The organism is Acinetobacter sp. 226 (assembly GCF_048147925.1).
In the GTDB taxonomy this organism is placed as follows: Bacteria; Pseudomonadota; Gammaproteobacteria; order Pseudomonadales; family Moraxellaceae; genus Acinetobacter; species Acinetobacter pecorum.
In genome coordinates this window covers 17,661-42,773 of record NZ_JAYWYX010000008.1, presented here as the reverse complement: position 1 = coordinate 42,773, position 25,113 = coordinate 17,661, and the positions used below count along the sequence as shown (strand labels likewise).

23 protein-coding genes are annotated in these 25,113 nt (G+C 42.5%); 8 read left to right on the top strand and 15 right to left on the bottom strand.

The window, feature by feature from the left end:
• Window position 1: 1 nt before the first annotated feature.
• Both VXP95_RS05055 and VXP95_RS05050 read left to right on the top strand, forming a co-directional pair.
• Complete coding sequence (locus VXP95_RS05055; protein WP_416711590.1) at window positions 2–1,141, top strand: YdcF family protein; 1,140 nt, start codon at window positions 2–4, stop codon at window positions 1,139–1,141.
• Window positions 1,141–2,184, top strand: a complete 1,044-nt coding sequence (locus VXP95_RS05050; RefSeq protein WP_144723807.1) for an alpha/beta hydrolase — start codon at window positions 1,141–1,143, stop codon at window positions 2,182–2,184. Before VXP95_RS05055 ends, VXP95_RS05050 begins: the two co-directional genes overlap by 1 nt.
• Before the next feature lie 85 nt (window positions 2,185–2,269).
• Here VXP95_RS05050 and VXP95_RS05045 read toward each other — a convergent pair whose 3' ends face one another.
• Window positions 2,270–3,940, bottom strand: a complete 1,671-nt coding sequence (locus tag VXP95_RS05045; protein WP_416705773.1) for a glutamate synthase-related protein — start codon at window positions 3,938–3,940, stop codon at window positions 2,270–2,272.
• Window positions 3,941–4,438: 498 nt separating this feature from the next.
• Entirely contained in the window at window positions 4,439–5,446 is a 1,008-nt protein-coding gene (locus VXP95_RS05040) for a WYL domain-containing protein (protein ID WP_144723808.1), read from the bottom strand.
• A gap of 238 nt (window positions 5,447–5,684) precedes the next feature.
• On the opposite strand from VXP95_RS05040, the gene VXP95_RS05035 reads away from it, so the two are divergent.
• From VXP95_RS05035 to VXP95_RS05015, 5 genes are all read left to right on the top strand, one after another.
• Entirely contained in the window at window positions 5,685–7,244 is a 1,560-nt protein-coding gene (locus VXP95_RS05035) for a circularly permuted type 2 ATP-grasp protein (protein WP_416711587.1), read from the top strand.
• A 23-nt stretch (window positions 7,245–7,267) separates the two neighbouring features.
• Window positions 7,268–7,870 (top strand): alpha-E domain-containing protein, encoded by a 603-nt coding sequence (locus VXP95_RS05030; protein WP_004645419.1) that lies wholly within the window; start codon window positions 7,268–7,270, stop codon window positions 7,868–7,870.
• The gene (locus VXP95_RS05025; protein WP_004645418.1) at window positions 7,867–8,646 is read left to right on the top strand and encodes a transglutaminase family protein; all 780 of its coding nucleotides are present in this window, start codon (window positions 7,867–7,869) and stop codon (window positions 8,644–8,646) included. Before VXP95_RS05030 ends, VXP95_RS05025 begins: the two co-directional genes overlap by 4 nt.
• Before the next feature lie 13 nt (window positions 8,647–8,659).
• Window positions 8,660–9,394: a proteasome-type protease gene (locus VXP95_RS05020; RefSeq protein ID WP_004645417.1), complete on the top strand. Its 735-nt coding sequence runs from the start codon at window positions 8,660–8,662 to the stop codon at window positions 9,392–9,394.
• 80 nt (window positions 9,395–9,474) lie between these two features.
• Window positions 9,475–9,906: a BLUF domain-containing protein gene (locus VXP95_RS05015; protein ID WP_004645416.1), complete on the top strand. Its 432-nt coding sequence runs from the start codon at window positions 9,475–9,477 to the stop codon at window positions 9,904–9,906.
• A gap of 45 nt (window positions 9,907–9,951) precedes the next feature.
• On the opposite strand, the gene alr is transcribed toward VXP95_RS05015, so the two are convergent.
• The 12 genes from alr to ppsA all read right to left on the bottom strand — a co-directional run bounded on the left by alr (window position 9,952) and on the right by ppsA (window position 23,258).
• Window positions 9,952–11,022: an alanine racemase gene (gene alr, locus VXP95_RS05010; protein WP_416711586.1), complete on the bottom strand. Its 1,071-nt coding sequence runs from the start codon at window positions 11,020–11,022 to the stop codon at window positions 9,952–9,954.
• Between the two features lie 231 nt (window positions 11,023–11,253).
• On the bottom strand, window positions 11,254–12,696 hold the full coding sequence (dnaB, locus tag VXP95_RS05005) for a replicative DNA helicase (RefSeq protein ID WP_064096518.1): 1,443 nt from the start codon (window positions 12,694–12,696) through the stop codon (window positions 11,254–11,256).
• 215 nt (window positions 12,697–12,911) lie between these two features.
• A complete protein-coding gene (gene rplI / locus VXP95_RS05000; RefSeq protein WP_064096517.1) occupies window positions 12,912–13,358 on the bottom strand; it encodes a 50S ribosomal protein L9 in 447 nt (148 codons plus the stop codon).
• Between the two features lie 9 nt (window positions 13,359–13,367).
• On the bottom strand, window positions 13,368–13,595 hold the full coding sequence (gene rpsR, locus VXP95_RS04995) for a 30S ribosomal protein S18 (protein ID WP_004278792.1): 228 nt from the start codon (window positions 13,593–13,595) through the stop codon (window positions 13,368–13,370).
• 12 nt (window positions 13,596–13,607) lie between these two features.
• Window positions 13,608–13,994 (bottom strand): 30S ribosomal protein S6, encoded by a 387-nt coding sequence (rpsF, locus tag VXP95_RS04990; RefSeq protein ID WP_004278789.1) that lies wholly within the window; start codon window positions 13,992–13,994, stop codon window positions 13,608–13,610.
• Window positions 13,995–14,438: 444 nt separating this feature from the next.
• Window positions 14,439–15,317 carry a heme o synthase gene (gene cyoE, locus VXP95_RS04985; protein ID WP_416711584.1) on the bottom strand — a complete coding sequence of 293 codons (879 nt, stop codon included), beginning with the start codon at window positions 15,315–15,317 and terminating at the stop codon, window positions 14,439–14,441.
• A 10-nt stretch (window positions 15,318–15,327) separates the two neighbouring features.
• Entirely contained in the window at window positions 15,328–15,654 is a 327-nt protein-coding gene (locus VXP95_RS04980; RefSeq protein WP_064096515.1) for a cytochrome o ubiquinol oxidase subunit IV, read from the bottom strand.
• Window positions 15,654–16,274, bottom strand: coding sequence for a cytochrome o ubiquinol oxidase subunit III (cyoC, locus tag VXP95_RS04975; RefSeq protein WP_004278786.1), 621 nt, complete (start codon window positions 16,272–16,274; stop codon window positions 15,654–15,656). Before cyoC ends, VXP95_RS04980 begins: the two co-directional genes overlap by 1 nt.
• Window positions 16,275–16,278: 4 nt before the next feature.
• Window positions 16,279–18,267 carry a cytochrome o ubiquinol oxidase subunit I gene (gene cyoB, locus VXP95_RS04970; protein WP_416680651.1) on the bottom strand — a complete coding sequence of 663 codons (1,989 nt, stop codon included), beginning with the start codon at window positions 18,265–18,267 and terminating at the stop codon, window positions 16,279–16,281.
• A 3-nt stretch (window positions 18,268–18,270) separates the two neighbouring features.
• Window positions 18,271–19,365 carry a ubiquinol oxidase subunit II gene (cyoA, locus tag VXP95_RS04965; RefSeq protein WP_064096513.1) on the bottom strand — a complete coding sequence of 365 codons (1,095 nt, stop codon included), beginning with the start codon at window positions 19,363–19,365 and terminating at the stop codon, window positions 18,271–18,273.
• A gap of 303 nt (window positions 19,366–19,668) precedes the next feature.
• Window positions 19,669–20,463 (bottom strand): RDD family protein, encoded by a 795-nt coding sequence (locus tag VXP95_RS04960; protein WP_064102690.1) that lies wholly within the window; start codon window positions 20,461–20,463, stop codon window positions 19,669–19,671.
• A gap of 416 nt (window positions 20,464–20,879) precedes the next feature.
• On the bottom strand, window positions 20,880–23,258 hold the full coding sequence (gene ppsA, locus VXP95_RS04955) for a phosphoenolpyruvate synthase (protein ID WP_064096511.1): 2,379 nt from the start codon (window positions 23,256–23,258) through the stop codon (window positions 20,880–20,882).
• A gap of 154 nt (window positions 23,259–23,412) precedes the next feature.
• Between ppsA and VXP95_RS04950 the strand changes: the two genes are divergently transcribed.
• A complete protein-coding gene (locus tag VXP95_RS04950; RefSeq protein ID WP_064096510.1) occupies window positions 23,413–24,249 on the top strand; it encodes a pyruvate, water dikinase regulatory protein in 837 nt (278 codons plus the stop codon).
• A 250-nt stretch (window positions 24,250–24,499) separates the two neighbouring features.
• Here the strand turns inward: VXP95_RS04950 and VXP95_RS04945 are convergent, their stop codons facing one another.
• Window positions 24,500–25,057, bottom strand: a complete 558-nt coding sequence (locus VXP95_RS04945) for a flavoprotein (RefSeq protein ID WP_416711583.1) — start codon at window positions 25,055–25,057, stop codon at window positions 24,500–24,502.
• Window positions 25,058–25,113 lie beyond the last annotated feature (56 nt).

Below are 25,113 nucleotides of genomic sequence, written 5' to 3'. Positions count from 1 at the left end.
CATGAAGAACACCCATTGGATGGTACGTTTTCTACAAATTGTCACTGGACTGTTTGTACTATGCGGCTGTCTGCTGGTGTTTATTTATACGCCTTTTTACTCAAAAATCATCGTAAAGGGTTTAAATCACTTTGCATCAGTAGAACTCAATGAAGTTGCGGCTCAAAGCCAGAAAATGGCTGCACTCAGCGAACATGAAAATCTGGAACCTGGGTCTGACTTGTGGATTGCCCGACAGGCATATTTAAAGGTCATGGAACAGGATATTCAGCAAAATAACTCGGCTAATCTGCTTCTGATTCAGGCGCGTTATAAAGCGCTACAGAAGGTGATTGAAGACTTTCAGCGCGAGCAGCAAGATCAAAAATCAGAGCAAAGTCCATCTGCCCAAGTACCGTTATTGCCCTCACAGGAAGATGCAGAACCAGTCGATCCGGCAGCGAATGTCCGGGAATTACTGGAGTGGGATAGGAGTGAAAACAAGGAACGCATTGAGCAATATATGGAGTTTCTGACGACACATCCACTCGAGCAGAGGGAGGCTAGTTCTGTACAGGAAACTAATGGCGAAGAAATCCGGCAGGATTTGGCTTTACTACAAGATCAGCAGCAGGTTAAACCAGCGAATCGCTCTCAGCCTTATGCCATTGTGGTACTGGGTGGTGGGTTAACTCTGGATGAGCAACGCAAAGAAATTGTCGTCAATAATTATACGCGACTACGACTGGAAACCACGCTGGCAGTAGAGAAACATTACCAGTTACCAATTGTCCTGAGTGGGGTCGAAGCACCATATATGCAGCGCTGGCTGAAAAATCACGGAGTCGATGCAAAATTACTGGAAGATCGCAGTATGAATACCTGTGAAAATACCCGTTTCAGTTCATTATTATTACAAAAGAAAGGTGGAGCACCTACAGTGATTCTGATTACTGATCGTTATCATATGCCGCGTACCCGCCGTTTATTTGCTTTAAATGGTATACAAACTATTCCGGTAGAAGCACCGATGCCAACGCCTTTGACCCGCTGGCGTCCAAGTGCGCAAAATTATGATCATAGTCGTCGTGCCAATTATGAAATGTTGGCGACCATGCGCGATGTCTGGTTTGGGTCCAGTGACTGTCGGGAGGTGCCATAATGTCTGATATCCCATTTTTAAATCCCGCCGTTCTCAAACAGCTGGATTTACCCATTCCTAGTCGGGACATTACCCCACAGCTTTTGCCACCTTTGAACCTGAATCGTAGTGATCAACCGCCAATTGATTTGCAGTCCTATCGAAAACTTTATGGTTTTGATTTGCTGGACTGCAAACACTGGCAGGGCTATGTGCAGATGCCATTATTCAGGCTGCATGTACAGGTGTTTGAGCCCAATCTGGAAAATACCCGCTTTGACAAGATTCAGGGAACCACTTTTCTGTTGCATGGTTATCTGGAACATAGTGGTATTTATCAGCCGATTGTAAAAGAGCTGCTGGAGCAGGGTTTTAGTGTGTTGACCTATGATCTGCCTGGACATGGTCTGAGTGATGGTTCATCTGCCAGCATTCAGAATTTTGATCACTATCAGCAGGTTTTGCATGCAGTACAGCGTTATGTACAGCACGCCTCACAATTACCTAAACCTTGGGTGGGGATCGGACAAAGTACCGGCGGTGCGATCTGGATGCATCATTTACTGGAATTTGCACAGCGTCGCGAAAATCCTTTTGTGGAACGGGTTCTGCTGTTATCACCATTGATTCGACCTGCCAAAACTGCCTGGTGGCATAATTCGGTGGGGCTGGGCATTATTAGCCGCATCAAACGTGAAGTTCCCCGACATTTCAGACGCAATAATCATAATCCGGAATTTCTGCGTTTTATCCGGCTTAAAGATCCATTACAACCGCGGATGATGGGCATGGACTGGATTCTGGCGATGTCGCGCTGGATGCTGGAAATGGAAGCGCGACCTGCTTGCCGTATTCCGGTCTGGCTGGCGCAGGGTGCGCAAGATCAGACTGTGGACTGGCGCTATAATATTGAATTTATCCGGCGTAAATTCCGGCTCCAGACCTTATTGATGCTGGAAGAAGGTTCACATCAGTTAATCAATGAGCGTGCAGACATTCGTGCTGCATTAACAGGCTTGATTCCGGCCTTTCTACATGCCCATGGCAGTAAAACTTATTATTAATTTATTGTTAATAGAGTGAAGGTTGAACATTCAAGTAAAAAAAAGGCGTTTTTTAGAACGCCTTTTTATTTCTAACTTTGTTGATTTAAAATTGTTCTAATTTGGCCAAATTCCACATCCGGAAGTAGAAGTTTTCATCATCCTTATTTTCACAAGACAATAATTCTCCCTCTTTCAACCAAAAATGAATCTGTGCAAAGTTTTTTATTTCGTGACTATTCACACGTTGCGCCAGATGATGTGCCTTAATGGCTGAAGGGTGTTTTAAACCTGCGGAAGCGATCAGTTCAGATAGAGCATGCAAGGTGTTTTTATGAAAATGAAAGACGCGTTCTGCCTTGGTTGGTACATGTAGTGCTTTTTGGCGATCTTTGTCTTGGGTCGTGACTCCAACCGGACATTGATTGGTGTGACAGCTTTGTGCCTGAATACAGCCCACTGCAAACATAAAACCACGGGCGGAATTCACCCAATCCGCACCAATGGCAAGCGTGCTGGCAATGTCGAATGCACTAATAACTTTACCACTTGCACCAATTTTGATCTTATCTCTCAATCCTGCACCAACAAGGGTATTATGTACAAACAGTAAACCTTCTCTTAATGGTGCACCGACATAGTCAATTAGCTCAATTGGCGCAGCTCCGGTTCCACCTTCAGATCCATCGACCACGATAAAATCCGGGTAAATCTGGGTATGTAACATGGCTTTTACGATACTCATAAATTGCCAAGGCTGACCCAGACACAGCTTAAAACCGACTGGTTTTCCATTGGAAAGTTCACGTAATTGTTGAATGAAATTCATCATTTCAATTGGGGTGCTAAATGCCGGATGGCTAGAAGGTGAAACGCAATCATGATCACGGCTGATGCCCCGGATTTGTGCGATTTCTTCCGATATTTTACTTTTAGGTAAAATTCCACCATGTCCGGGCTTTGCGCCTTGCGAAAGCTTGATTTCAATCATCTTGACTTGGGGTAACTTGGCTTGAGCAGCAAAACGTTCCGGGTCGAACTGTCCGTCTAAAGTACGGCAGCCAAAATATCCACTGCCAATTTCCCAGACCAGATCACCGCCATATTCCAGGTGATAGGGACTGATACTGCCTTCGCCTGTATCATGAAAAAAATCACCTTTTTGAGCACCGAGATTAAGTGCACGTATCGCATTGGCACTCATGCTGCCAAAGCTCATGGCTGAAATATTTAAAATAGACGCTGAAAATGGCTGTGTACATTGCTCATTCCCAATCAGGATACGAAAAGTCTGCGGATCGGCAACTTTACAGGGGGTGATAGAGTGACTGACAAAGCGGTAATTATCTTCATAAACATTCAGGATCGAACCGAAAGGTTTATCTGAGTTTTCGTTTTTCGCCCGCTGGTACACCAGACTGCGTTGCATGCGGGAAAAAGGCAGTGCATCGCGGTCGGCTTCAATAAAATACTGACGAATCTCTGGACGGAATTCTTCAAAGATAAAGCGGAAATGTCCCATGATTGGGTAATTTTTCAGAATAGAATGCTTATTTTGCAGTACATCATACAAACCCAATAGGCTGAGGAGAATACTCAGAATCCACAGGGTATTCACCAAAGTTTGCGGCATGAAATAATAGATATAACGCGGCGAATAACCAATATGGAATGTGGTAAAAATCACTGCAATCAGAATGCAGGCAAACCAGACCGAATGGCGGGAAAAAAACGTATTAAGCAGTTTATGACGTACTAATTGCGCAGGGTTAGCCATTGTAAAATTAAGTCCCTATTTCTACTTCTACAGGGCTTTATGATGTGCAGAGCCCGTTATCTTATACAAGCAGAGAATTGTTATTCAATTTATAAACTTGCCGAAAACCCTACCAAGTGATGCAATGATTCCATGGCGATTGCTGATAAACATTACTGAAAAATTCCTATAGAAAAAATCTGCATAAGATAGATATTCTCTTTATTTCACAAGATGGAGCGATAATTTTATAGTTGGTTTATCCACTATTATATAGGAGCTTGATCCCATGACCAAAAAGTCCATTCGCTTTAATACTGCTGAACTGGCTTGCTCATGTCTCAGTTATTTTTAAATATCGAACTTTCATCCAACCTGAATCTCAGGGTACCAAAGAGAGGCAGGTGGGCACAGCGACAGATCACCACAATAATTACAAAAATATAAGTATAATTCTCCAGTCCCCAATTTGGGGGCTTTTTTATTTTTAATTTTTATAAAATCTCGATGAAACCCTGGCTAAGGATTCCCCTCATCCCGTTGATTGACTGCATCCGCCACAATACTCGGTTCAATATGTTTAATCTTTTTACCAAAGCTACGCAGCCACCAGACCAGTTGTGAGGTAAATGGCACGGTGGCTGTGATTAATGCCATACCCTTATCTATTTTTTCAATTTTCTGGTCTTTGCTAAGCTGACTTTCTTCCAGATAATGTGCATCTGCTTCCGACATGGTTAATTTAAGCGTGACGTTCTCAGTAGGCTGATTGAAATCCACCCGGAAACCCAGTGCACCAGAATCAATATATTCATCAATGTCAAAATTCACCGGATGCAAGGCACGTGAATTCAGTACTACGGCAGATTTAAAGCGATGCAGGGCAAAAGTCTGGATATCGGACTTGTCATGACGGGTACATACCAAATAGATAATGGAACCTTTTTGCACCAAGGCCAGAGGATTGAGAATATAGGTTTTTTCTTCGCTGTTATGAACACGACCCTGATACACACATTCCAGTTGTTTGTCCTGTAACAGGCCTTCATACACGGCTTGTTGAGCCGCTTTATCAACAACAGGTGGAATCAGTGGCTGGGTAGCTGGAACAATACGCACGCGATTAATCCATTGCCGGACATTGTTCTGGGAGGAAAGACTGCGCCGCGCCAGATCAAACCAGGGATTCATTTCTTCGATCAGGCTTGGTGGCAGCAGGTGTTTTAAATGTTCTTCGACCATCATAAAGGTGACGGCTTGCGAGCTGGTCATATGCGGCAAACTTTGCAGTGGCGCATCTGAGCGCCAACGCCAGCCTTGTGGTGTGGTCTTACTACTTTCAATTGGAAAGCGTTGCGCAATCTGGTTCAGGTCACGCTGAATAGTACGCAGACTGATATCGATACCTTCACGATTCAGGATTTCCTGTAATTCACGTGTTCCCATCCATTTGCCGGTAGAAAGACGCGACAAGATTTGCCATTGGCGATACAAGCTGTTCGAGGTTTCTTTTTCTTGTGCTGACATAGTGTATTTTACTGGCAATAAAAGACGGGATTTGAACTTAGATTAACACAATAAGAAAACTCACATTTTTTCGCAAGTCCTTAAACGCAACAATTGTCCTACAAACTAAAAACAACTTGGCAAGAAATAGCATTGAGTTTAAATGGTATTTCCTAGATTAATGATAGGCGGAATATAGATGCGCTGGCATAGATATTGCTTTGATTAAATTAGAATAGATGATAATACGAGGGTTTGTATGCTTAAAGGAAATCAGGATACAAATGTGATTGAAGCGATTGATAAATTTACTTCTCCAAATCTTGGGAAGAATTTTATAGACACTAAAACCCCAACGGTATCTACAACAACCAATCCACAACTTTTATTGCAGCAACTGTCTTCAAAGTTTTTTAATGAAATGCAGGATGAGCATGTGCTGTCCAGTCAGGCCGGCCAAAGACTAGAAGAATGGTTATCTCAACATACTCTTGATGAACTTAATACACTTAATCAGGTAGCAAAAGAACATTTTTTACATCACGGTATTACTTTTACGGTTTATGGGGAGGAAGAAGGCGTAGAGCGAACGATTCCCTTTGATATCATTCCGAGAGTCATTGACCGGAAACAGTGGAATATGGTGGCTTTAGGTTCGGCCCAACGTGTACGTGCACTAAATCTATTTCTGCATGATATTTATCATCAACAGGATATTTTAAGAGCCAATATTATTCCTGAACTGCAGATTTTGACCCATGAGGCCTATCAGCCACACATGTATCAACACAGCTTGAAAGGCGGGATTTATAGCCAGATCAGCGGTATAGATCTGATCCGTGATTCCAAAGGCGAGTTTTATGTTCTGGAAGATAATCTCAGAACGCCATCGGGTGTAGCTTATATGCTGGAATGCCGCAAGATCAGTGAAAAGCTGATGCCGAAAGTATTCGAACAGTCCAAGATTGCTGCAATTGAGCAATATCCACAATTATTAAAAGAAATTTTGATAGAAAATGCCTATGTCGATAAGCCATTTGTTGTGGTACTGACGCCAGGACTTTTCAATAGTGCATACTACGAGCATGCGGTTCTTGCAAGAGAGATGGATGTACCATTGGTAACATCACGTGATCTTTTTGTTGATGACTCGAAGGTTTATGTAAAAACTATACGTGGTCGCCAACGAGTCGATGTTATTTATAGACGTGTCGATGACGCTTTTCTCGATCCATTATACTTTAAACCGGATAGCACCTTGGGTGTAGCTGGCTTGATGTCAGCTTATTTGCAAAATAATGTCGTGATTGCAAATGCTCCAGGAACTGGTGTGGCAGATGACAAATCAGTTTATCCATATGTCGACAAAATGATTCATTTTTATTTGGGCGAACAGCCAATTCTGAAGAATGTTCCGACTTATCAATGTCGTAATTCACAAGAACTGGACTATGTCATGGCTCATCTGGATCAGTTGGTGGTGAAAGAAGCCCAAGGTTCTGGTGGCTATGGCATGCTCATTGGCCCACAGGCATCTAAACAGCAAATTGAAGATTTTAGGGAGAAAATTTTAGCTGCGCCACATTTATATATTGCGCAGCCAACTTTGGACTTATCGGTTAGTCCGACTTTAACCAATTTTGGTATTGCTGAACGTCATATCGACTTACGCCCCTTTGTACTGAGTTCACCTTATCGTACTGAAATCGTACAGGGTGGCTTGACACGTGTAGCGATGCAACCTGGTTCACTGGTGGTGAATTCATCCCAGGGTGGCGGTATTAAAGATACCTGGGTAGTCGACAATTTACATTCATAAAATTCCAAAGAAGGAAAAATGTCATGGTTTTGCTAAATAGCAATGCAAAACATATTTTTTGGTTAGGGCGCTATTTAGCCCGCACACATTTTTTATGTGCCCGCTTTCCATTTTTAGAAGATGAAGCGGCTTTAACCTATGCACACGCCTTTTGTTTACCTGCTTTCGATGCCAGCTCCTTAAATGAGCTGCTACTCGATCCTACTCAACTGGCATCTTTTAGCCAGCAGTTAGGAATTGCCAAAGATAATATTCAGGAGTTGCGCGGAGTATTGTCGGCATCAGGCTATGCGGAGATGATGAAGCTGATCAAAACTGCAGACAAAAATGCCGGTTATATTTGTGAAGTAGTGAATGAATGTGAAGAGATTCTGGAAGCGGAGTCTTCCGATATCTTTCTGTTTTTTAGTTTAGGCCAGTGTGTAGAACAGCTTGATCATCATTTGCGTCTGGGTGAGGAAACTGGTACTACACTGGGTAAAATTGATTATATCGTCAAAATTTTGGTGGAAATGGGCTGGGGCGATCTGGAACAGTACTGGGAACAGTTGCGTGCAGAGCCAAACCGGATTGAATTCTATCAGTTTAGCGACCATATTCATCAACTGTTTGAGGCAGATGTATGAAATTGATGGTGAATCACCAAACCCATTATATGTACACGGCCGAGGTGAGGAACAGTATTCAGTACATCAAAATGATGCCTTCGAACAATGCGCATCAGCGGGTGCATTCGTGGGATATCAGTGTACCTGGTTATAAACAGATAAGAAAAGATGCATTCCAAAATTTGTGGATGACCTGTAACCAGCGCGAGCCGTACTATTCCTTAACCATTATGGCACAGGGGATTGTCGAGCTGAATCCTGCACATCAGAGTGGGTTGAATGATTCAATCAATCCCAATCTTTTTTTACAGCCGACCGAATCGACCCAGTGTAATGTAGCAATGAAGGATTTTGCACAACGTCATGTCCCTGTATTAAGCCGTCAGCATCTGATTGGGTTGGCACAGGCATTGCTGGAGCATGTACCTTATATTTCCAACAGCACTTCTGTACAAGGCACAGCAATAGATGCCTTTGAGTCCAGACAGGGGGTTTGTCAGGATCATAGCCATATTTTTATTGCCATGTGTAAATATCTGGGTTTACCTGCCCGTTATGTGTCTGGTTATTTATATGCACAAAATGCCTCGCATCTGGCCAGTCACGCTTGGGCCGAGGTGTTTGTAGACCAGACATGGTATTGTTTTGATGTCAGTAATTTGCTGTTCACTCCAAGTTCGCATGTTTATGTGGCAATTGGACGGGATTATTGGGATGTGGCACCGGTACGCGGTGTAAGAGAGATGGGTGGTGTGGAATCCATGCTTTCCAGCGTTCAGGTGCTAGGATGTTAATAAGGACGAACTAATGACGTATTGTTGTGCATTGCGTTTAGAGCAAGGTATGCTATTTATCAGTGATACCCGGACCAATGCCGGAGTAGATCACATCTCTGTATTTCGAAAGCTATACACCTTCGGAGTTCCTGGGGAACGTATGATCGTGATACAGGCATCCGGCAATCTGGCAACCACCCAAGCCGTGATCGGACATATCAAAAATCAGCTTGAACTGAAGCAGGAACCTAATATATTGAGCCTGCATACCATGTTTGATGTCGCGGAACTGGTGGGAAGCATGCTGAAAAAAGTAATTGCCAACGTCACGAGCGATATTTCAGAACAGAGCAATTATTATTGTAATCTGCTGGTGGGTGGACAACTCAAAGACCAGGATATGCAGCTTTATCATGTTTATCCGCAGGGAAATTTTATCTGTGCGACACGAGATACACCATATTTCCAGATTGGCGAAAGCAAATATGGCAAGCCAATCCTGGATCGCGCGCTGACTTATGATATGCCGCTGGATGAAGCCTTGCGCTGTTCCCTGATTTCATTTGCATCTACCTTGCGCTCTAATGTTTCAGTTGGTATGCCACTCGATGTACTGGTCTATAAAAAGGACAGTCTGATGATGCCGAGAGGTAAGCGTATTGCTGAAGATGACGAGTATTTCACGGCAATCAGCCGGCAATGGTCAGAAACCTTGAAAAAAGGACTGGCAGAACTTCCGGTTCCATCTAATGAGTATTTCTTGTAAAAACCTATCGTAGGTCCGGTTTTTCACGTACAGTGTTAACTTCTATGCGTCAGGCATAATAAAAAAAGAGAAGTTAGCACATGTACCAATTTTGTTACGCCAGTAAAAGTACTTCTCCCAAAACTGATTTGCTTGAAGATTTAGCGAATATTTTGAAAGAGGCTCGTGATTTTAATTACCAGCATCAAGTTACAGGTGTGCTGTATTTTGCTGATGGTTATTTTTTTCAATGTCTGGAAGGTGAGTGTCTTACTTTAAAAAGTCTGCTGGTCGAGAGGCTGAATAAAGATCCGCGCCATCAGGACATTAAACTATTTGAAACCAAGGAAATTGAATATCCGAGTTTCCCGGACTGGTCGATGAAATATATTTCTAAACGCAGTCAAATCCAGCAATTCTGTCAGGACATGGGATTTAATGACTTTAACCCTTTTGCATTTCAGCAAAGTCATGTTGATGCTCTATTGCTGCAATTATGTGTAGAGCAAGGTGAAGAACAAAAGTCAGCCTAAATAAAGCCCAACACTGGTTGGGCTTTTTTGGATCTTTAGATTAAATCAGATTACTTTACGTCGTGCCCGATTGCTGAGTCGGCATAATAGTTCATAACCAATCGTACCATTGGCTGTCGCTACATCATCCACTAGACGGGTTTCCCCCCAAAGTTCGACTTCTGTACCTAATTGCACTTCTAATCCTGTGACATCAATAGCGATCATATCCATCGCCACACGGCCAATCACACGGGTTTGCTGACCATTAATCGCTACATGGTTCTGTTTTGGGAAAGCACGTGGATAACCGTCACCATAACCGATAGAAACAATGGCCAAGGTCATGTCTTTGTCAGCAGTAAAAGTTGAACCATAACCGACATGTTCACCAGGTTTGATATTATTCAATGCAATCACTTCAGCGGTAAAAGTCATGACTGGTTTTAGATCTAGATCATGTACAGTCTTGTCTGCAAATGGAGTCGCGCCGTAGAGCATGATGCCCGGACGAACAAAGTCAAAATGCAATTCTGGATATTTATAGATCGCAGCTGAGTTACAGCAAGAACCCATTAAAGGTGCGCAGTCATTCTTCACTTCCAAGAACTGCTGGATTTGCTGTTCATTGAGAGGATGTTCCGCATCAGCATTGGCAAAGTGCATCGCCAGCACGCAGGTAAAACCTTCTGCTTTTAATTGATTTATCACATCTTTAATCACATCAATTTTAAAACCAAGACGGTTCATACCGCTGTTGAGTTTTACCCAAACTTTTAGGCCTTTCGCAATATAGGCTTCTTTATTTGCCAGTAACCAGTCCAGTTGTGGCTGATGATGCACAATGACTTCAATATTCTGATCGATCACAACCTGCATTTCATCTGCAGAGAAAATGCCTTCGATTAGGGTAATGGGTTGCTGGTAGCCGAGTTCACGAATTTCCAGGGCTTCTTCCAGACAGGCGACACCAAAGGCATCACTATCTTTTAAGGCTGCTAAGCAGTCTTTAATTCCATGTCCGTAAGCATTGGCTTTGACCATGCTGACGATTTTAGCGGTTGGGGCAAGTTGTTTGACACGGTTTAAATTATATTGCAGTGCTTCACTGTCAATATAAACTGTAGCTTGGCGCACCCTAGATACTCCTGCGGGATGACAAAAATAATATCGTGTGGAACACACAAAACAGGGAGAGAAATAACAGGATTGTGAAAACAAAAGCGGTCATTTCAAAATTGTGAATATTGTAGACCTATCTACTATAAATGGACATGCTCATTTATATAATTTCATGCACAGCAAGCATTCTAAATAAAAAAGAGACCATTTCGGCCTCTTTTCTACACTCAGATCAAACTTGAATACTTACTCTTCATCATCATACTGGGCATAGAACTCAGGAGAGAGGTTACTGAAACGGGTATATTGACCTTCAAATGCCAGACGTACGGTACCAATTGGACCATTACGCTGTTTACCGATAATAATCTCGGCAGTGCCGGCTTCTTTCGATTCCTTGTTATAAACCTCATCACGGTAAATAAACATGATCAAGTCGGCATCCTGCTCGATCGCACCGGATTCACGCAAGTCGGACATCACCGGGCGTTTGTTTGGACGGTTCTCCAGCGATCGGTTAAGCTGCGACAAGGCAATTACCGGACATTGCATTTCTTTTGCCAAAGCTTTTAAGCTTCGGGAAATTTCCGAGATTTCGCCAACACGGTTATCACCCATGCCAGGAACTTTCATCAGCTGCAGGTAATCGACCATGATACAGCCTAGTTTTCCGCCATGCATTTTGGCAATACGACGCGCACGGGCACGTAATTCTGTCGGTGGAAGCGCAGAAGAATCATCGATATACAGATTTTTTTCTTGTAAATGCACAATGGTACTGGTGACTTTTGACCATTCATCACTGTCCATTTTACCGGAACGTAAATGTCCCTGATGCACGCGACCAAATGAAGAAATCAAACGCATGGCGATCGAGTCGGCTGGCATCTCCATTGAATAGACCAGAGCAGGCAGGTTGTTATTGAATAAAACACTTTCGACCAGATTCATGGCAAAGGTGGTTTTACCCATGGATGGACGCGCCGCGACAATAATTAAATCGCCAGATTGCATACCGGAAGTTTTGTTATCCAGTTCTACAAAACCAGTAGTTAAACCGGTAATGCTGCCTTCCATTTGTGACAGTTCATTTAATTTATCAAATACGTCTGCAACCACCGAGTTGATCGGCTTAGGGCCTTGTGCTTTGGCATTGTTATTATGCTGTTCGGCAATCGAGAAAATATTGGTCTCAGCCAGATCCAGAATTTCACTGACGGTACGGCCTTTGGTGTCATAGGCATTTTGTAAAATTTCAGAGCTGACTTTAATCATGCTGCGCAGGGTAGCAAACTCTTTAATTTTCCCAGCATAAGTTTCCAGGTTATAGAAACTCGAGGGTGAATCTGCCATCAGCTGCATCAAATACTCTTCGCCACCAATGGCATCGAGCAGATTCTGTTTGATTAGCCAGTCATGCACTAGAACCGCATCATAAGGTGAGTTTTCTTTAGAGAGCTGTTCAATGGCACGGAAAATATATTTATGTCGGGTAGCATAAAAATCATTTTCGGTCAGTACATCACCGACCTGTTCAAAAGATTCAGCCACAGTCATAAGGGCAGCAAGTACAGCCTGTTCAATTGCTAAATTGTGGGGCGGGGTACGGAACTCCTTGAGATTGCTATTTTCAGTAACAATTTCCGGTTTAGTAATAGGTACCTTTTTGCTGGCATTCGCCTGTGACATATAAATCCCTGATTTTAAATACAATGGTAAAATATCGTCGGAGATGAATAGCGTTTATTCACTACGAGATGAAATGATACGCGCTCTGATCAAAAATGCGAAGTGCAATTTTTTAGAAACACGAATGATAAAATGAATTGGGCGGTATTGACTAGATTATATTTTTTAGAAATAAAAAAGAGCATGCGAAAGCATGCTCTTTTTGAGGCGAGAAATTACTCAGCTACGATAGTAACCAGAACTTCTGCAATAACATCATGGTGCAATTGGATTGCGATGTTAAATTCGCCAGTGTGACGAAGTGCGCCATTTGGAAGACGTACTTCAGCACGGTCTACTTCTAGACCAGCATTTGTCAACGCGTCAGCGATGTCACGAGTACCGATAGAACCGAATAGTTTACCTTCGTCGCCTGCTTTCGCAGTAATAACGATGTTCACTTCGTTCAATTGGTCAGCACGTGCTTGAGCAGCAGCTAAAACATCAGCTTCAGCTTTCTCAAGTTCAGCACGACGAGCTTCAAAAGCAGCAGTATTTGATTCTGTTGCAGCAACTGCCATACCTTGTGGGATAAGGAAGTTACGGCCGTAACCAGCTTTAACTGAAACTTTATCGCCTAGTTTACCTAGGTTTTTAATGCGTTGTAATAAGATAATATCCACAGCTCAACCTCACTTATGATTGTCAGTGTAAGGGATCAAAGACAAGTAGCGAGCTTGTTTGATAGCTAGCGCTAATTGACGTTGGTAACGAGCTTTAGTACCTGTAATACGGCTAGGAACAATCTTGCCGTTTTCAGTGATGTACTGTTTTAAAGTGTCGATATCTTTGTAGTCGATGTACGTAACGTTCTCAGCTGTAAAGCGGCAGAACTTGCGACGACGGTAAAAACGTGCCATGTTATGTTCTCCTTAAGCTTCAGCAGAGTCTTGAGCGTGTTGTGCTTCTTCACGTTGAGCTTTACGCGCACGTTTTTCTTCAGCACTTTTAGCCAATAGTGACTCTTCAGTGATAGCGTTTTCACGACGGATGATAAGGCTACGAATGATTGCGTCGTTATAACGGAATAATTCTTCAAGCTCATCAAGAGTAGTTTGACCACACTCAACATTCATAAGAATGTAGTGAGCTTTGTGGATCTTGTTGATTGGGTAAGCCAATTGACGACGGCCCCAGTCTTCAAGACGGTGGATTTGACCTTCAGCTTCTTTGATGTGAGTTAGGTAGCGTTCTACCATACCAACTACTTGATCGCTTTGATCAGGGTGTACTAAAAGTACGATTTCGTAATGACGCATTGTCAGCTCCTTACGGTTTGGACAGCCCCAATTTAAGTAAATTGAAGCAAGGAGTCACAACCAAAGTTGTGTCGCAGTGTTTGCGAAGGGGGAATTGTAGTGATCTTTAAGGATAATTTCAACCAAATAAGAGATTTTCGCGAAATTATCTCTATAACCAGACCGATTATCAGAACCTTATTTTGGCTTTAACCAAATTTGGACTGGTTAAATTCAGCACATGTATTGTTGCGAAGATCAAGCTGGACTTATCAGGTTAAAAATCTAGAAAAACTGAATAATCGGAGTCTGGAGCCAGAAAGATTGAATTTTACAAGCAATCAGGAAGATCGAGGTTTAGCTTTATAAAAATAAAGCCGAATTTTTGATGCTGCTCTACAACTATTGGAAGTAGGGGATTAAGAGAAATCAAAATAAAAAAGATAGAGACTAACTCTATCCTTTTTAAAAAAACACAATCTGTGTAGATGGCGCAGTTGAGGTAAAACTAAAGATAATACTGATGACAGTAATCAGGATCACAGAGAACAAGAAATATTTCTTTGCCCAAAGTTGATCATTTTCAGCTTTAAATCCAATCACACCCAGATACAGCCAGTACATACACAGTAAATTTAAAACCACTGCATAGAGCCAGTTGGCATAACCAAAGACAAATAACGCATTCATGGTGAGTGTGAATAACACCACATAAACCAGTGATTCAACCTTGGTACGATGAATCGAACGCGCTACAGGCAAAATCGGAATACCTGCATTTTTGTAATCATCAAAGCGGTAAATCGCAATCGCCCATGAGTGAGGCATTTGCCATAATGCATAACCTAAAAAGATCAGTAACGCACCTAAATCAAATTGATTGGCTACTGCGGTATAACCAATGACAGGCGGAGCTGCACCAGAAATACTACCTACAACAGTTTGATGAATTGTGGTTCGTTTTGTCCATAGGCTGTAAAAACCGACATATACGACAAAACCAATCACCGCGAATAAGAAAGCGTACGCATTTACCCAGAACCATAAAAGACTAAAACCAACAAGGCCTAATACCAGGGCAAAGCACAGGGCAACAGGTACAGAGATGGCTTTGGTGACGAGAGCACGATTTTTTGTGCGCTGCATTTTTTGGTCGATGTCCTGGTCAATCACGTTGTTGACCACACATCCTGATGCTACGACAAGCGTAGTACCGAGCAAGGTAATAAGCAGGAGAAGGAAATCTACAGAACCTTGAGTGGCTACAAAGTAGCCACCCAAAGTGGTAACAAAGTTACCGAAGAGAATTCCTGGCTTAGTCAGGAATAAATACTTTTTCAGCATGACGATCAGTTTAGATCATCATGTTGTAGTGTAGGTAGTTCATGATCCATACAGAACCTACTAGAAGAATAGCAATGGTTAAGATGGTATACACAAACGCAATTACGTTCCAGCGTTGCTCTGAAGAAGAGTTCATATGCAGGAAATAAATTAACTGCACAAGAATCTGAGCAACCGCAGTAATCGCAATGACGGTAATCAAAGTACCACGGCCAAAACCGCCTGCCATCACCATACCGAATGGAATTACGGTAAGGATGATAGAAAGGATGAAGCCAACAGTATATTGCTTAACGTTACCGTGTGATTCGCCAGCAGCGTTATGATCGTGACTCATTACAGAACTCCCATCAAATAAACTACGCTGAATACACAGATCCAAACGATGTCAAGGAAGTGCCAGAACAAGCTTAGGCAAGCTAGACGACGCGTGTTTGCAAGAGTCAAACCATATTTCTTGATTTGAACCATAAGCACGATCATCCAGACCAGACCAGAAGTTACGTGAATACCGTGCGTACCTACCAAAGTAAAGAACGCAGATAAGAACGCACTTGTGCTTGGACCGTGACCCGCATGAACTAGGTGATTGAATTCATATAGTTCCATGCCGATGAAGATAGCACCGAATACCCAAGTAATCGCTAACCAAGTCAGTACTTTTGCAACGTCTTTTTTGTATGCAGCAAGAACTGCAAAACCAAAGGTTACAGAAGAGATCAAGAGGGCGAAGGTTTCAGTAAGAACGAAACCTAAAGAGTCGCCAAACAGGTCTCTCGCACTTGGAGTACCCACAGGGATGTGGCTACTCAAAACAGCGAACGCAATGAAGAGTGTACCGAACAGGACAAGGTCACTCATCAAGTAAGTCCAGAAACCAAAGACAGTGATGTCAGTATCATCGTGATGATGATGCTCATCATGTCCGTGGTTATCGTGATGAAGTACTTCAGCCATTGTCTTAGTCCTTCTTCAAGTGTTTTTCAAGAATCGCATAGCGTTCGTTTTCAATACGCTCAACTTCAGCAGCTGGAACATAGTAATCCACTTTCTTGGTGAAAGAAGACACGATGAAGCTAATGATAGAAGCAAGGAACGTAACAACTACTAACCACCAGATGTGCCAGATTAAACCGAAGCCCATAATAGTGATGAACATCGCGATAACGAAACCAGCAGCACGGTTAGTCGGCATATGCACGTCTTCATACTTCGTCGGTTTTGCGTATGCAACACCATTTTCTTTCTCGATCCAGAAAGTATCAATACCATGGATCTTTGGAAGATGAGCGAAGTTATAGAATGGAGCAGGAGATGATGTCGACCATTCAAGGGTACGACCATCCCATGGATCGCCAGTCAAATCTAGACGTTGCTCACGTTGTAGGAAACCAACCACGATTTGCATGATGAAACATACAATACCAAGCGCAATCAGAACCGCACCAAACATGGCAATGTTTACATACGGATCCCAGTCCGGGTTGTCAAATGTATTCAAACGACGAGTCATACCCATGAAACCAAGGATATAAAGCGGCATGAATGCAAAGTAGAAACCGAAGAACCAGAACCAGAAAGCTGCTTTACCCCAAGTTTCATTCAGTCTCCAACCGAACATTTTCGGCCAGTAGAAGATGATACCTGCGAACATCGCGAATACTACACCACCAATAATTACGTTATGGAAGTGGGCAATCAGGAATAAAGAGTTGTGTACCAGGAAGTCCGCTGGTGGAACCGCCATCAATACACCTGTTAAACCACCGATACCGAAAGTCACAAGGAAGCCAAGTGTCCATAGCATTGGGGTAGTGTAAACAATACGACCCTTGTACATGGTGAACAGCCAAGAGAAGATCTTCACACCTGTAGGAATCGCGATAATCATGGTCATGATACCGAAGAACGCGTTAACGTTGGCACCTGCACCCATGGTAAAGAAGTGGTGAACCCATACAACGAATGACAATACTGTGATTGCTACTGTTGCATACACCATTGATTTGTAACCGAACAATGCTTTGCGCGAGAAAGTCGCAACAACTTCTGAGTAAATACCAAATGCTGGTAATACCAAGATATAAACTTCCGGGTGACCCCAAGTCCAAATCAGGTTTACATACAACATTGGGCTACCACCCATGTCGTTGGTAAAGAAGTGGAAACCGAAGTAACGGTCAAGCGTTAACATTGCGATTGTTGCAGTCAACACTGGGAAAGCCGCAATAATCAATACTGCTGTACATAAAGATGTCCAGGTAAAGATTGGCATTTCCATAAGCTTCATGCCAGGCGCACGCATTTTGATGATGGTAACGAAGAAGTTAACACCCGTTAATAGCGTACCTAGACCTGAAATTTGCAGTGCCCAGATATAGTAGTCCATACCCACGCCTGGAGAATATTCGATACCAGACAGTGGAGGGTATGCCATCCAGCCTGTTGCAGCGAACTCACCTAACGCAAGTGATACCATCATCAGACCCGCAGCACCGGCGAATAACCAGAAGCTCAGAGAGTTCAATAATGGGAATGCAACGTCACGTGCACCGATTTGAAGCGGTACAGAGATGTTCATTAAACCAACTACAAGACCCATTGCCACGAAGAAGATCATGATCACGCCATGGGCGGTAAAGATCTGGTCGTAATGCTCAGGGTGTAAATAACCTTCGCCGCCACCTTTTGCAAGGAACTGCTGAAGACGCATCATGATCGCATCGGCGAAACCACGCACCAGCATGATCACAGATACGAAGATATACATGATACCAATTTTTTTATGGTCTACAGATGTGAACCATTCGTTCCACAGGTAGCCCCATTTTTTGAAGTAGGTAATACCGGCAACAACTACGATACCACCCAAGATCATCATTGCAACAGTTGCCAGTACGATTGGATCGTAAGGAATTGCATCCGGACCTAACTTACCTAAGAAGCTCATGTCTTATTCTCCTTGAGAAGCAGTCGCATGTTCACCAGCTACATGAGCTTCAGAAGCAGACGCTTCATGAGCAACAGCATCAGTTGCTGCAGCTTCTACAGGAGCTGAATGGTCAGCACCGTGGTAGTTACTCATATACTTGTGAATCACAGATTCAAACAAACCTTGCTCTACAGAAGAGTAGTAAGTCACAGGGTGTGGCTTAGTAGGGTAAGGCTTCATTGCTTCGGCAGCAGCCTTCTCTTCAGGAGTCTTAGCTCTTGCAATAATCGCTTCGATCTGGTGAACACCACGGTTACCGTCACGTAAGCTTGCAAATTCAGCTTGGTCTAGAACAGTTTTTTGTACTGCATTAGGGTTAACTGAAGTACCGTTTCCTGCCTGAATAGCAGAAACCCATTCGGCAAACTGGGCATCAGTCACAGAATGTGCACGGAAGCGCATTTGTGAGAAGCCGTAACCTGAATAGTTTGAAGAGAAACCACGGTAGCCTTCAGCTGGGCTAGTTTCATCAGCTAATAGGTTGAGGTGAGTTTGCATACCTGCCATTGCATAAATCTGACCACTTAACGCCGGGATGAAGAATGAGTTCATCGTGAAGTTAGAGGTTAAACGAAGGCTTACCGGAGTTTTCTCTGGGAAACGCATTTCGTTGATTGTTGCAATACCTTGCTCAGGGTAGATGAAGATCCATTTAAATTGTTCAGCAATAACTTGAACAGTTAAAGGTGCTTTATCTGCTTCAATTGGACGGTATGGGTCATACTTGTGGGAACCCCACCAAGTTAACCAAGCTAAAATACCAATAATAATGACAGGGATACCCCATACTACAATTTCAATCGCAGTAGAGTGTGCCCATGTAGGTTTATAGTCTGCGTCTTTATTCGATGCACGATATTTCCAACCGAACCATAATGCCATGATGATTGATGGAATAACCACCAATAGCATTAAATAAATCGCAGTCATCATCAGGTTACTTTGACCTGCTGCAACTGGACCTTTAGAGTTCAGAAGTACCATATCACCACCACACCCGGTCAAGAGTGCAGTCATCGCAGATAAAGACAATACAGCTAAAATCGTTTGTCTCATTTTACAACCTCGGTGAAGAGTCCCATTCCCTAATTTAATATGGGATAGCGATTAAAGTGCACATGACTAAAAAAGGCTGATTTTTAAAAAAACATCCTTTTAATCATAATACACCGCTACGTTGTAGGGCATTATGCCTGAGATTAACGAACTAAGCTATATGTAAAGGTGCTTTAAATGCCTGTAATAAAAACCGATTTTGGTAGGATGATTTGGGTAATATTTATAGGAATTTTATTTCAATTTCAAAGTTATGTAAGAAAAAACGGGATGAAGATTATCCCGTTTTTATTTGCTGCTAAATTATTGTTTTACTACTTGAGTTTTGGCCAGTTTGTCATGCAGGGTCTGACGTTTTTTACCCAGTCCGAATGCCCAGTCTATAATTAAGCTGAGAGGCATAAACATGATATTGAAGAAAATGAACAACACACTGCGGATAGTAAAAGCGCGTAACAAGCTGGTTTTTTCGCCAGAATCAGCATCTACAATTTTGATTTTCGTGAGTTTTTTACCAATACTTTGACCTGATTTTGCAATCAGAAACGCTTGAATAGCCAGCATAATCAGTAAATAGACTGCTGTGGCAAGCCAGGCCTGTTGAGAAAACATCTCAAACATTTGAGTCTGTAATTGCTGGGCCATTGCCGGATCTGCATCGCTGCTCAGCACCACGTTCATGAATTCTTGGTTCAATTCTGCGAACCGTGCTTCCTGTTCAGGAGTGAAAAATGCAGTCAGGATAAAAGTCGCAGGCAACCACAATAGCAGGTCTACAATTTTAGCCAAGATACGACTGGGAATACTGGCCAGTTCATTTTTTCTTGCAGAGACTCGAGGCTGCTGGCCATAAGAGGTTTTTTCGGTTTGATTTTTCTGAAATACAGGCGTTTCAGGAGTTGGTGCTGGAGCGATATAGCCTTCAGGTTGATATACTGATTTTCCTTGGGTAAGTTCACCTAAGGCTTTCCATTCTGTCATGCCTTGATGCCAGGCTAAATCTGTCAGCATGACTTGTTGATTCGCCAGCATCTGATTCAATTGCTCGAGCGTATATGGACCAGCTTGTTGATTGTTTCGTGCCAAGTAAATCTGCATATAAACTGAATCTCAATATTTAAATGTGAACTGATAAATAGGTTTAATCAAGATTGTAGTGAATTCTGTTTTGAAAACAAACACTCTCTCATCGTAAGATATAGATTAATTGAGGATTTTCAATCATATTTCTCATTAAAATGCATCCTACACATAAACTGAAAACTTCTGTGTTCTAAAAAGATACATGTTTGGACTTCAGGTAGACATTTATTATTGCTAGTTTGGTATGACTTTACTGTTGGTATTTGTTTGTCATTACAGTAGGGGTGTGTTTAGAAATTTAATTTAATTATTTTAGTTAATTCAATTGTTTAACTTTTGAATATTTTCAGTCCATTGATTTGAACTAGTAAATGATGGTGAGCTTATAAAAAAGACCCTATTAAAGGGTCTTTTTTATATTCAAAATGAATTTATGCTTTTTTTACTTTTTCTTCAGCAAGGAAGAACCAGGTATCCAATACTGAGTCTGGGTTAAGCGACACAGATTCAATTCCTTGTTCCATCAGCCATTGTGCAAGATCTGGATGGTCAGAAGGGCCTTGACCACAGATACCGACATATTTGCCTGCTTTACGACATGCATGGATTGCCATAGACAGAAGTACTTTAACTGCAGGATCACGTTCATCAAACAGGTGAGATACGATACCAGAGTCACGGTCCAGACCAAGAGTTAACTGAGTCAAGTCGTTTGAACCGATAGAGAAACCATCGAAGTGTTCAAGGAACTGTTCAGCTAACAAGGCATTAGTTGGAAGTTCACACATCATGATCACTTTCAGGCCATTCTCGCCACGTTTCAAGCCATTTAAAGCAAGAAGTTCAATCACGCGTTTTGCTTCAGCTACAGTACGAACGAACGGAATCATGATCTGTACGTTGGTTAAGCCCATTTCATCACGAACTTTCTTCAATGCACGGCATTCCAGCTCGAAGCAGTCACGGAAGTTGTCAGAGACATAACGGCTTGCACCACGGAAGCCCAGCATCGGGTTTTCTTCCTCTGGTTCGTATAACTTACCACCGATCAAATTCGCATATTCGTTTGACTTGAAGTCAGACATACGCACGATCACTGGCTTGTCTGCGAATGCAGCAGCAAGAGTAGAAATACCTTCAACCAGTTTTTCTACGTAAAATTCGATTGGAGATGCATAACCCGCAGTACGTGCCATGACTGCTGCACGTGTTTCACGTGGCAGGCTGTCGATGTTCAGTAATGCTTTAGGGTGTACGCCGATCATACGGTTGATGATGAACTCTAGACGTGCAAGACCAATACCTTCGTTTGGAATTTGAGCAAAGTCGAATGCACGATCCGGGTTACCCACGTTCATCATGACTTTGAACGGTAATGCTGGCATTGATTCGATCGAGTTGGTTTGAATTTCGAAATCAAGTGCACCTTCGTAGATGAAGCCGGTATCGCCTTCAGCACAAGATACAGTGACTTCTTGACCGTCAACCAGTACTTCAGTGGCATTACCACAACCTACAATTGCAGGAACACCTAATTCACGTGCAATGATTGCAGCGTGACAAGTACGACCACCACGGTTGGTGATAATCGCAGCAGCACGTTTCATTACTGGTTCCCAGTCCGGGTCAGTCATGTCAGATACAAGTACATCACCGTCTTGTACTTTGTCCATTTCTTTAATCGACGTCACGATGCGGACTTTACCAGAACCGATACGTTGACCAATTGAACGGCCTTCACAAATTACAGTGCCACGTTGTTTCAACAGGTAGCGTTCCATGGTGCCGACATTTTCACGACTTTTTACTGTTTCAGGACGTGCCTGAACGATATAAATTTTACCGTCATCACCGTCTTTTGCCCATTCGATGTCCATTGGAGAACCGTAATGGTTTTCAATGATCAACGCTTGTTTAGCCAGTTCTTGTAGCTCGTGATCATTCAATGCAAATTGCTGACGATCTGCTTTTTCTACGTCAACTACAACCACTGATTTACCCGCAGAGGCTTCTTCACCATAAATCATTTTCTGATGCTTAGAGCCTAAGTTGCGACGAAGGATCGCGTGTCGACCTGCATTTAAAAGTGGTTTAGAAATATAGAATTCATCCGGGTTAACTGCACCCTGAACAACCATTTCACCCAAACCATAAGAAGCGGTAATGAATACTGCATCACGGAAGCCTGATTCAGTATCTAGTGTGAACATTACACCAGCAGCGCCGGTTTCTGAGCGAACCATGCGTTGTACACCAGCGGACAAAGCCACTACATCATGGGCAAAGTTTTGGTGTACACGGTAAGAGATTGCGCGATCGTTGTATAAAGATGCAAACACTTCTTTGATTGCGATCAGAACGTTATCGATACCACGAATGTTCAGGAAAGTTTCTTGCTGGCCGGCAAAAGAAGCATCCGGCAAATCTTCTGCAGTTGCAGAAGAACGAACGGCAACCGCGATGTCAGGGTTGCCGTTAGAAAGTTCTGCAAATGCTGTACGAACTTCTTGTTCTAATGCAGGTGTAAGTGGAGTATCCACAATCCATTGACGAATTTTTGCGCCAGTTTCAGCGAGTGCATTCACGTCATCAACATTGAGTGCAGCAAGCTCTGCATTGATTTTAGCGTTTAGGCCACTTTGCTCGAGAAATTCACGGTAGGCATCGGCAGTCGTTGCGAAACCACCTGGCACAGATACACCAGCATTTGATAAATGGCTGATCATTTCGCCTAGTGATGAGTTTTTCCCACCAACCAGCTCAACGTCGTGCTTCCCTAATTTTTCCAGACCAATTACGCGCGCTTCCAAAGTTGTTACTCCACTTTTGCAGTATTAATCACTATCTTGGCATGAGAGTATAGCAAATCATCTAGGTTTTTGATTTTACTAAGCGACAGTCATGTAAGATCGGTTTACTATAAAGATTATATAGCACTAAGACAAATGTTGGAGGAGAATTTTAATGTCGGAAGGTAAACAAATTCAGCGTAGTGTTTTCTTTATTTCGGATGGTACTGCCATCACCGCTGAAACGCTTGGCCACTCGCTGTTAGCGCAGTTTCCACACGTAAAATTTGACATTCATATTATCCCTTATATTAGCTCTGAAGAAGCCGCTACAAGTGTGGTGGCAGAGATCAATGCAAGAGCTCAAATAGACGGTGAAAAACCTCTGGTATTTGATACTTTGGTTGATCCTTATGTTCGCGATATTATTAATACAGCAAATGCGGTAAATCTTGATGTATTTGAAGGGCTTATTAGTAAATTGGCTGATGAGTTAGGCACAATTCCTACGACTTTAGTCGGACAGACCCATGCAGTGACGGACTCCGAATCTTATAAAGCCCGTATTGATGCTGTCCATTTTGCTTTGGACAATGATGATGGCGCACGTACCCGTCACTATGATAAAGCCGACCTGATTCTGATTGGTGTATCACGTTCTGGTAAAACACCAACTTCTATTTATCTGTCTTTGCAGTTCGGTATTCGTGTAGCAAACTATCCACTGACAGAAGAAGATCTGGATGATAACCGTCTGCCAGCAGTGCTAAGACCCCATAAAAACAAGCTTTTTGGTCTGATGATTGATGCAGAACGTCTGGTTGCCATCCGCACTGAACGTAAGGCGAACAGCCGTTATGCCAGCTTTAGCCAGTGTCAGATGGAACTGCGTGCGATTGAAGGCATCTATATTTCAGAAGGAATCAAATACCTGAATGTCTCTGAAATGTCAATTGAGGAGATCTCTACCCGTATCCTACAAATGACTGGTCTTAAACGTCGTATCGGTTAAGAAAAGTGCAGAGCCGAGCGAGGACTTGGCTCTGATTTATAGATAAAAAATTAATAAAAGAGCCAGATTCATAGAAATAAAATATCAATATTATCAATAAATAAAATACTGAATATTTTTGTAAAAAATACAAACCGCTATTTTTTAATCAACTTGTCTAGATACTCACCAAAAAATTCAATTTTGTAGAACCTGTATTTTTTAAATACAGCTTATAATTTCAGTTTACTAGCCGATCCATTGATCAGTTTTATACTGAAAAAGTATACACAATCAGTTCGACCTGATGCTCAGCGCCATTAATACAATAAATGCTATCTTTAGAAATTTTTGAAATGGGCCAGGTAATCAGCTGGCAATTTTCACGTTGCAAGGCAGTATAGTAATGATCAGACTTTAAATAAACTTTAGACACTTCGGCAAGATTTGGCATAAGTTGACGTCTTAACCATAAATTCTGGACCTGATTTTCCAGATAACGTAAGGACAAAATACTTTTGATCCGGCTATTAAACAGGCGTCGATTTTTGATAATCAGAGGATGATTCAGCAGTCGTTGCAGACCAAGCTCTGTACCTGGAAGCACGAATTGCGGATTAATCTGAAAAACTTTCACTGATCGGGCGTGCTGGCTAATGTGATTGAGATGACTCACGGTAAACTGGTCCGTGCCAATAATCGCAATATCTTTCCCAGCGCAGTCTAATTCAGCAAGCTGGGAAGAGGGCACTTTAAAGCCAGCAAAATGCTGGAAATTTTCGGGACGATTCTCGAATATGCCCATATGTACATCCTGCTTGGTAGACATTGTTTTTCCTTGAAATTTTTTAATAATTGATTTTATTTGCTTTTCTATAGATATTA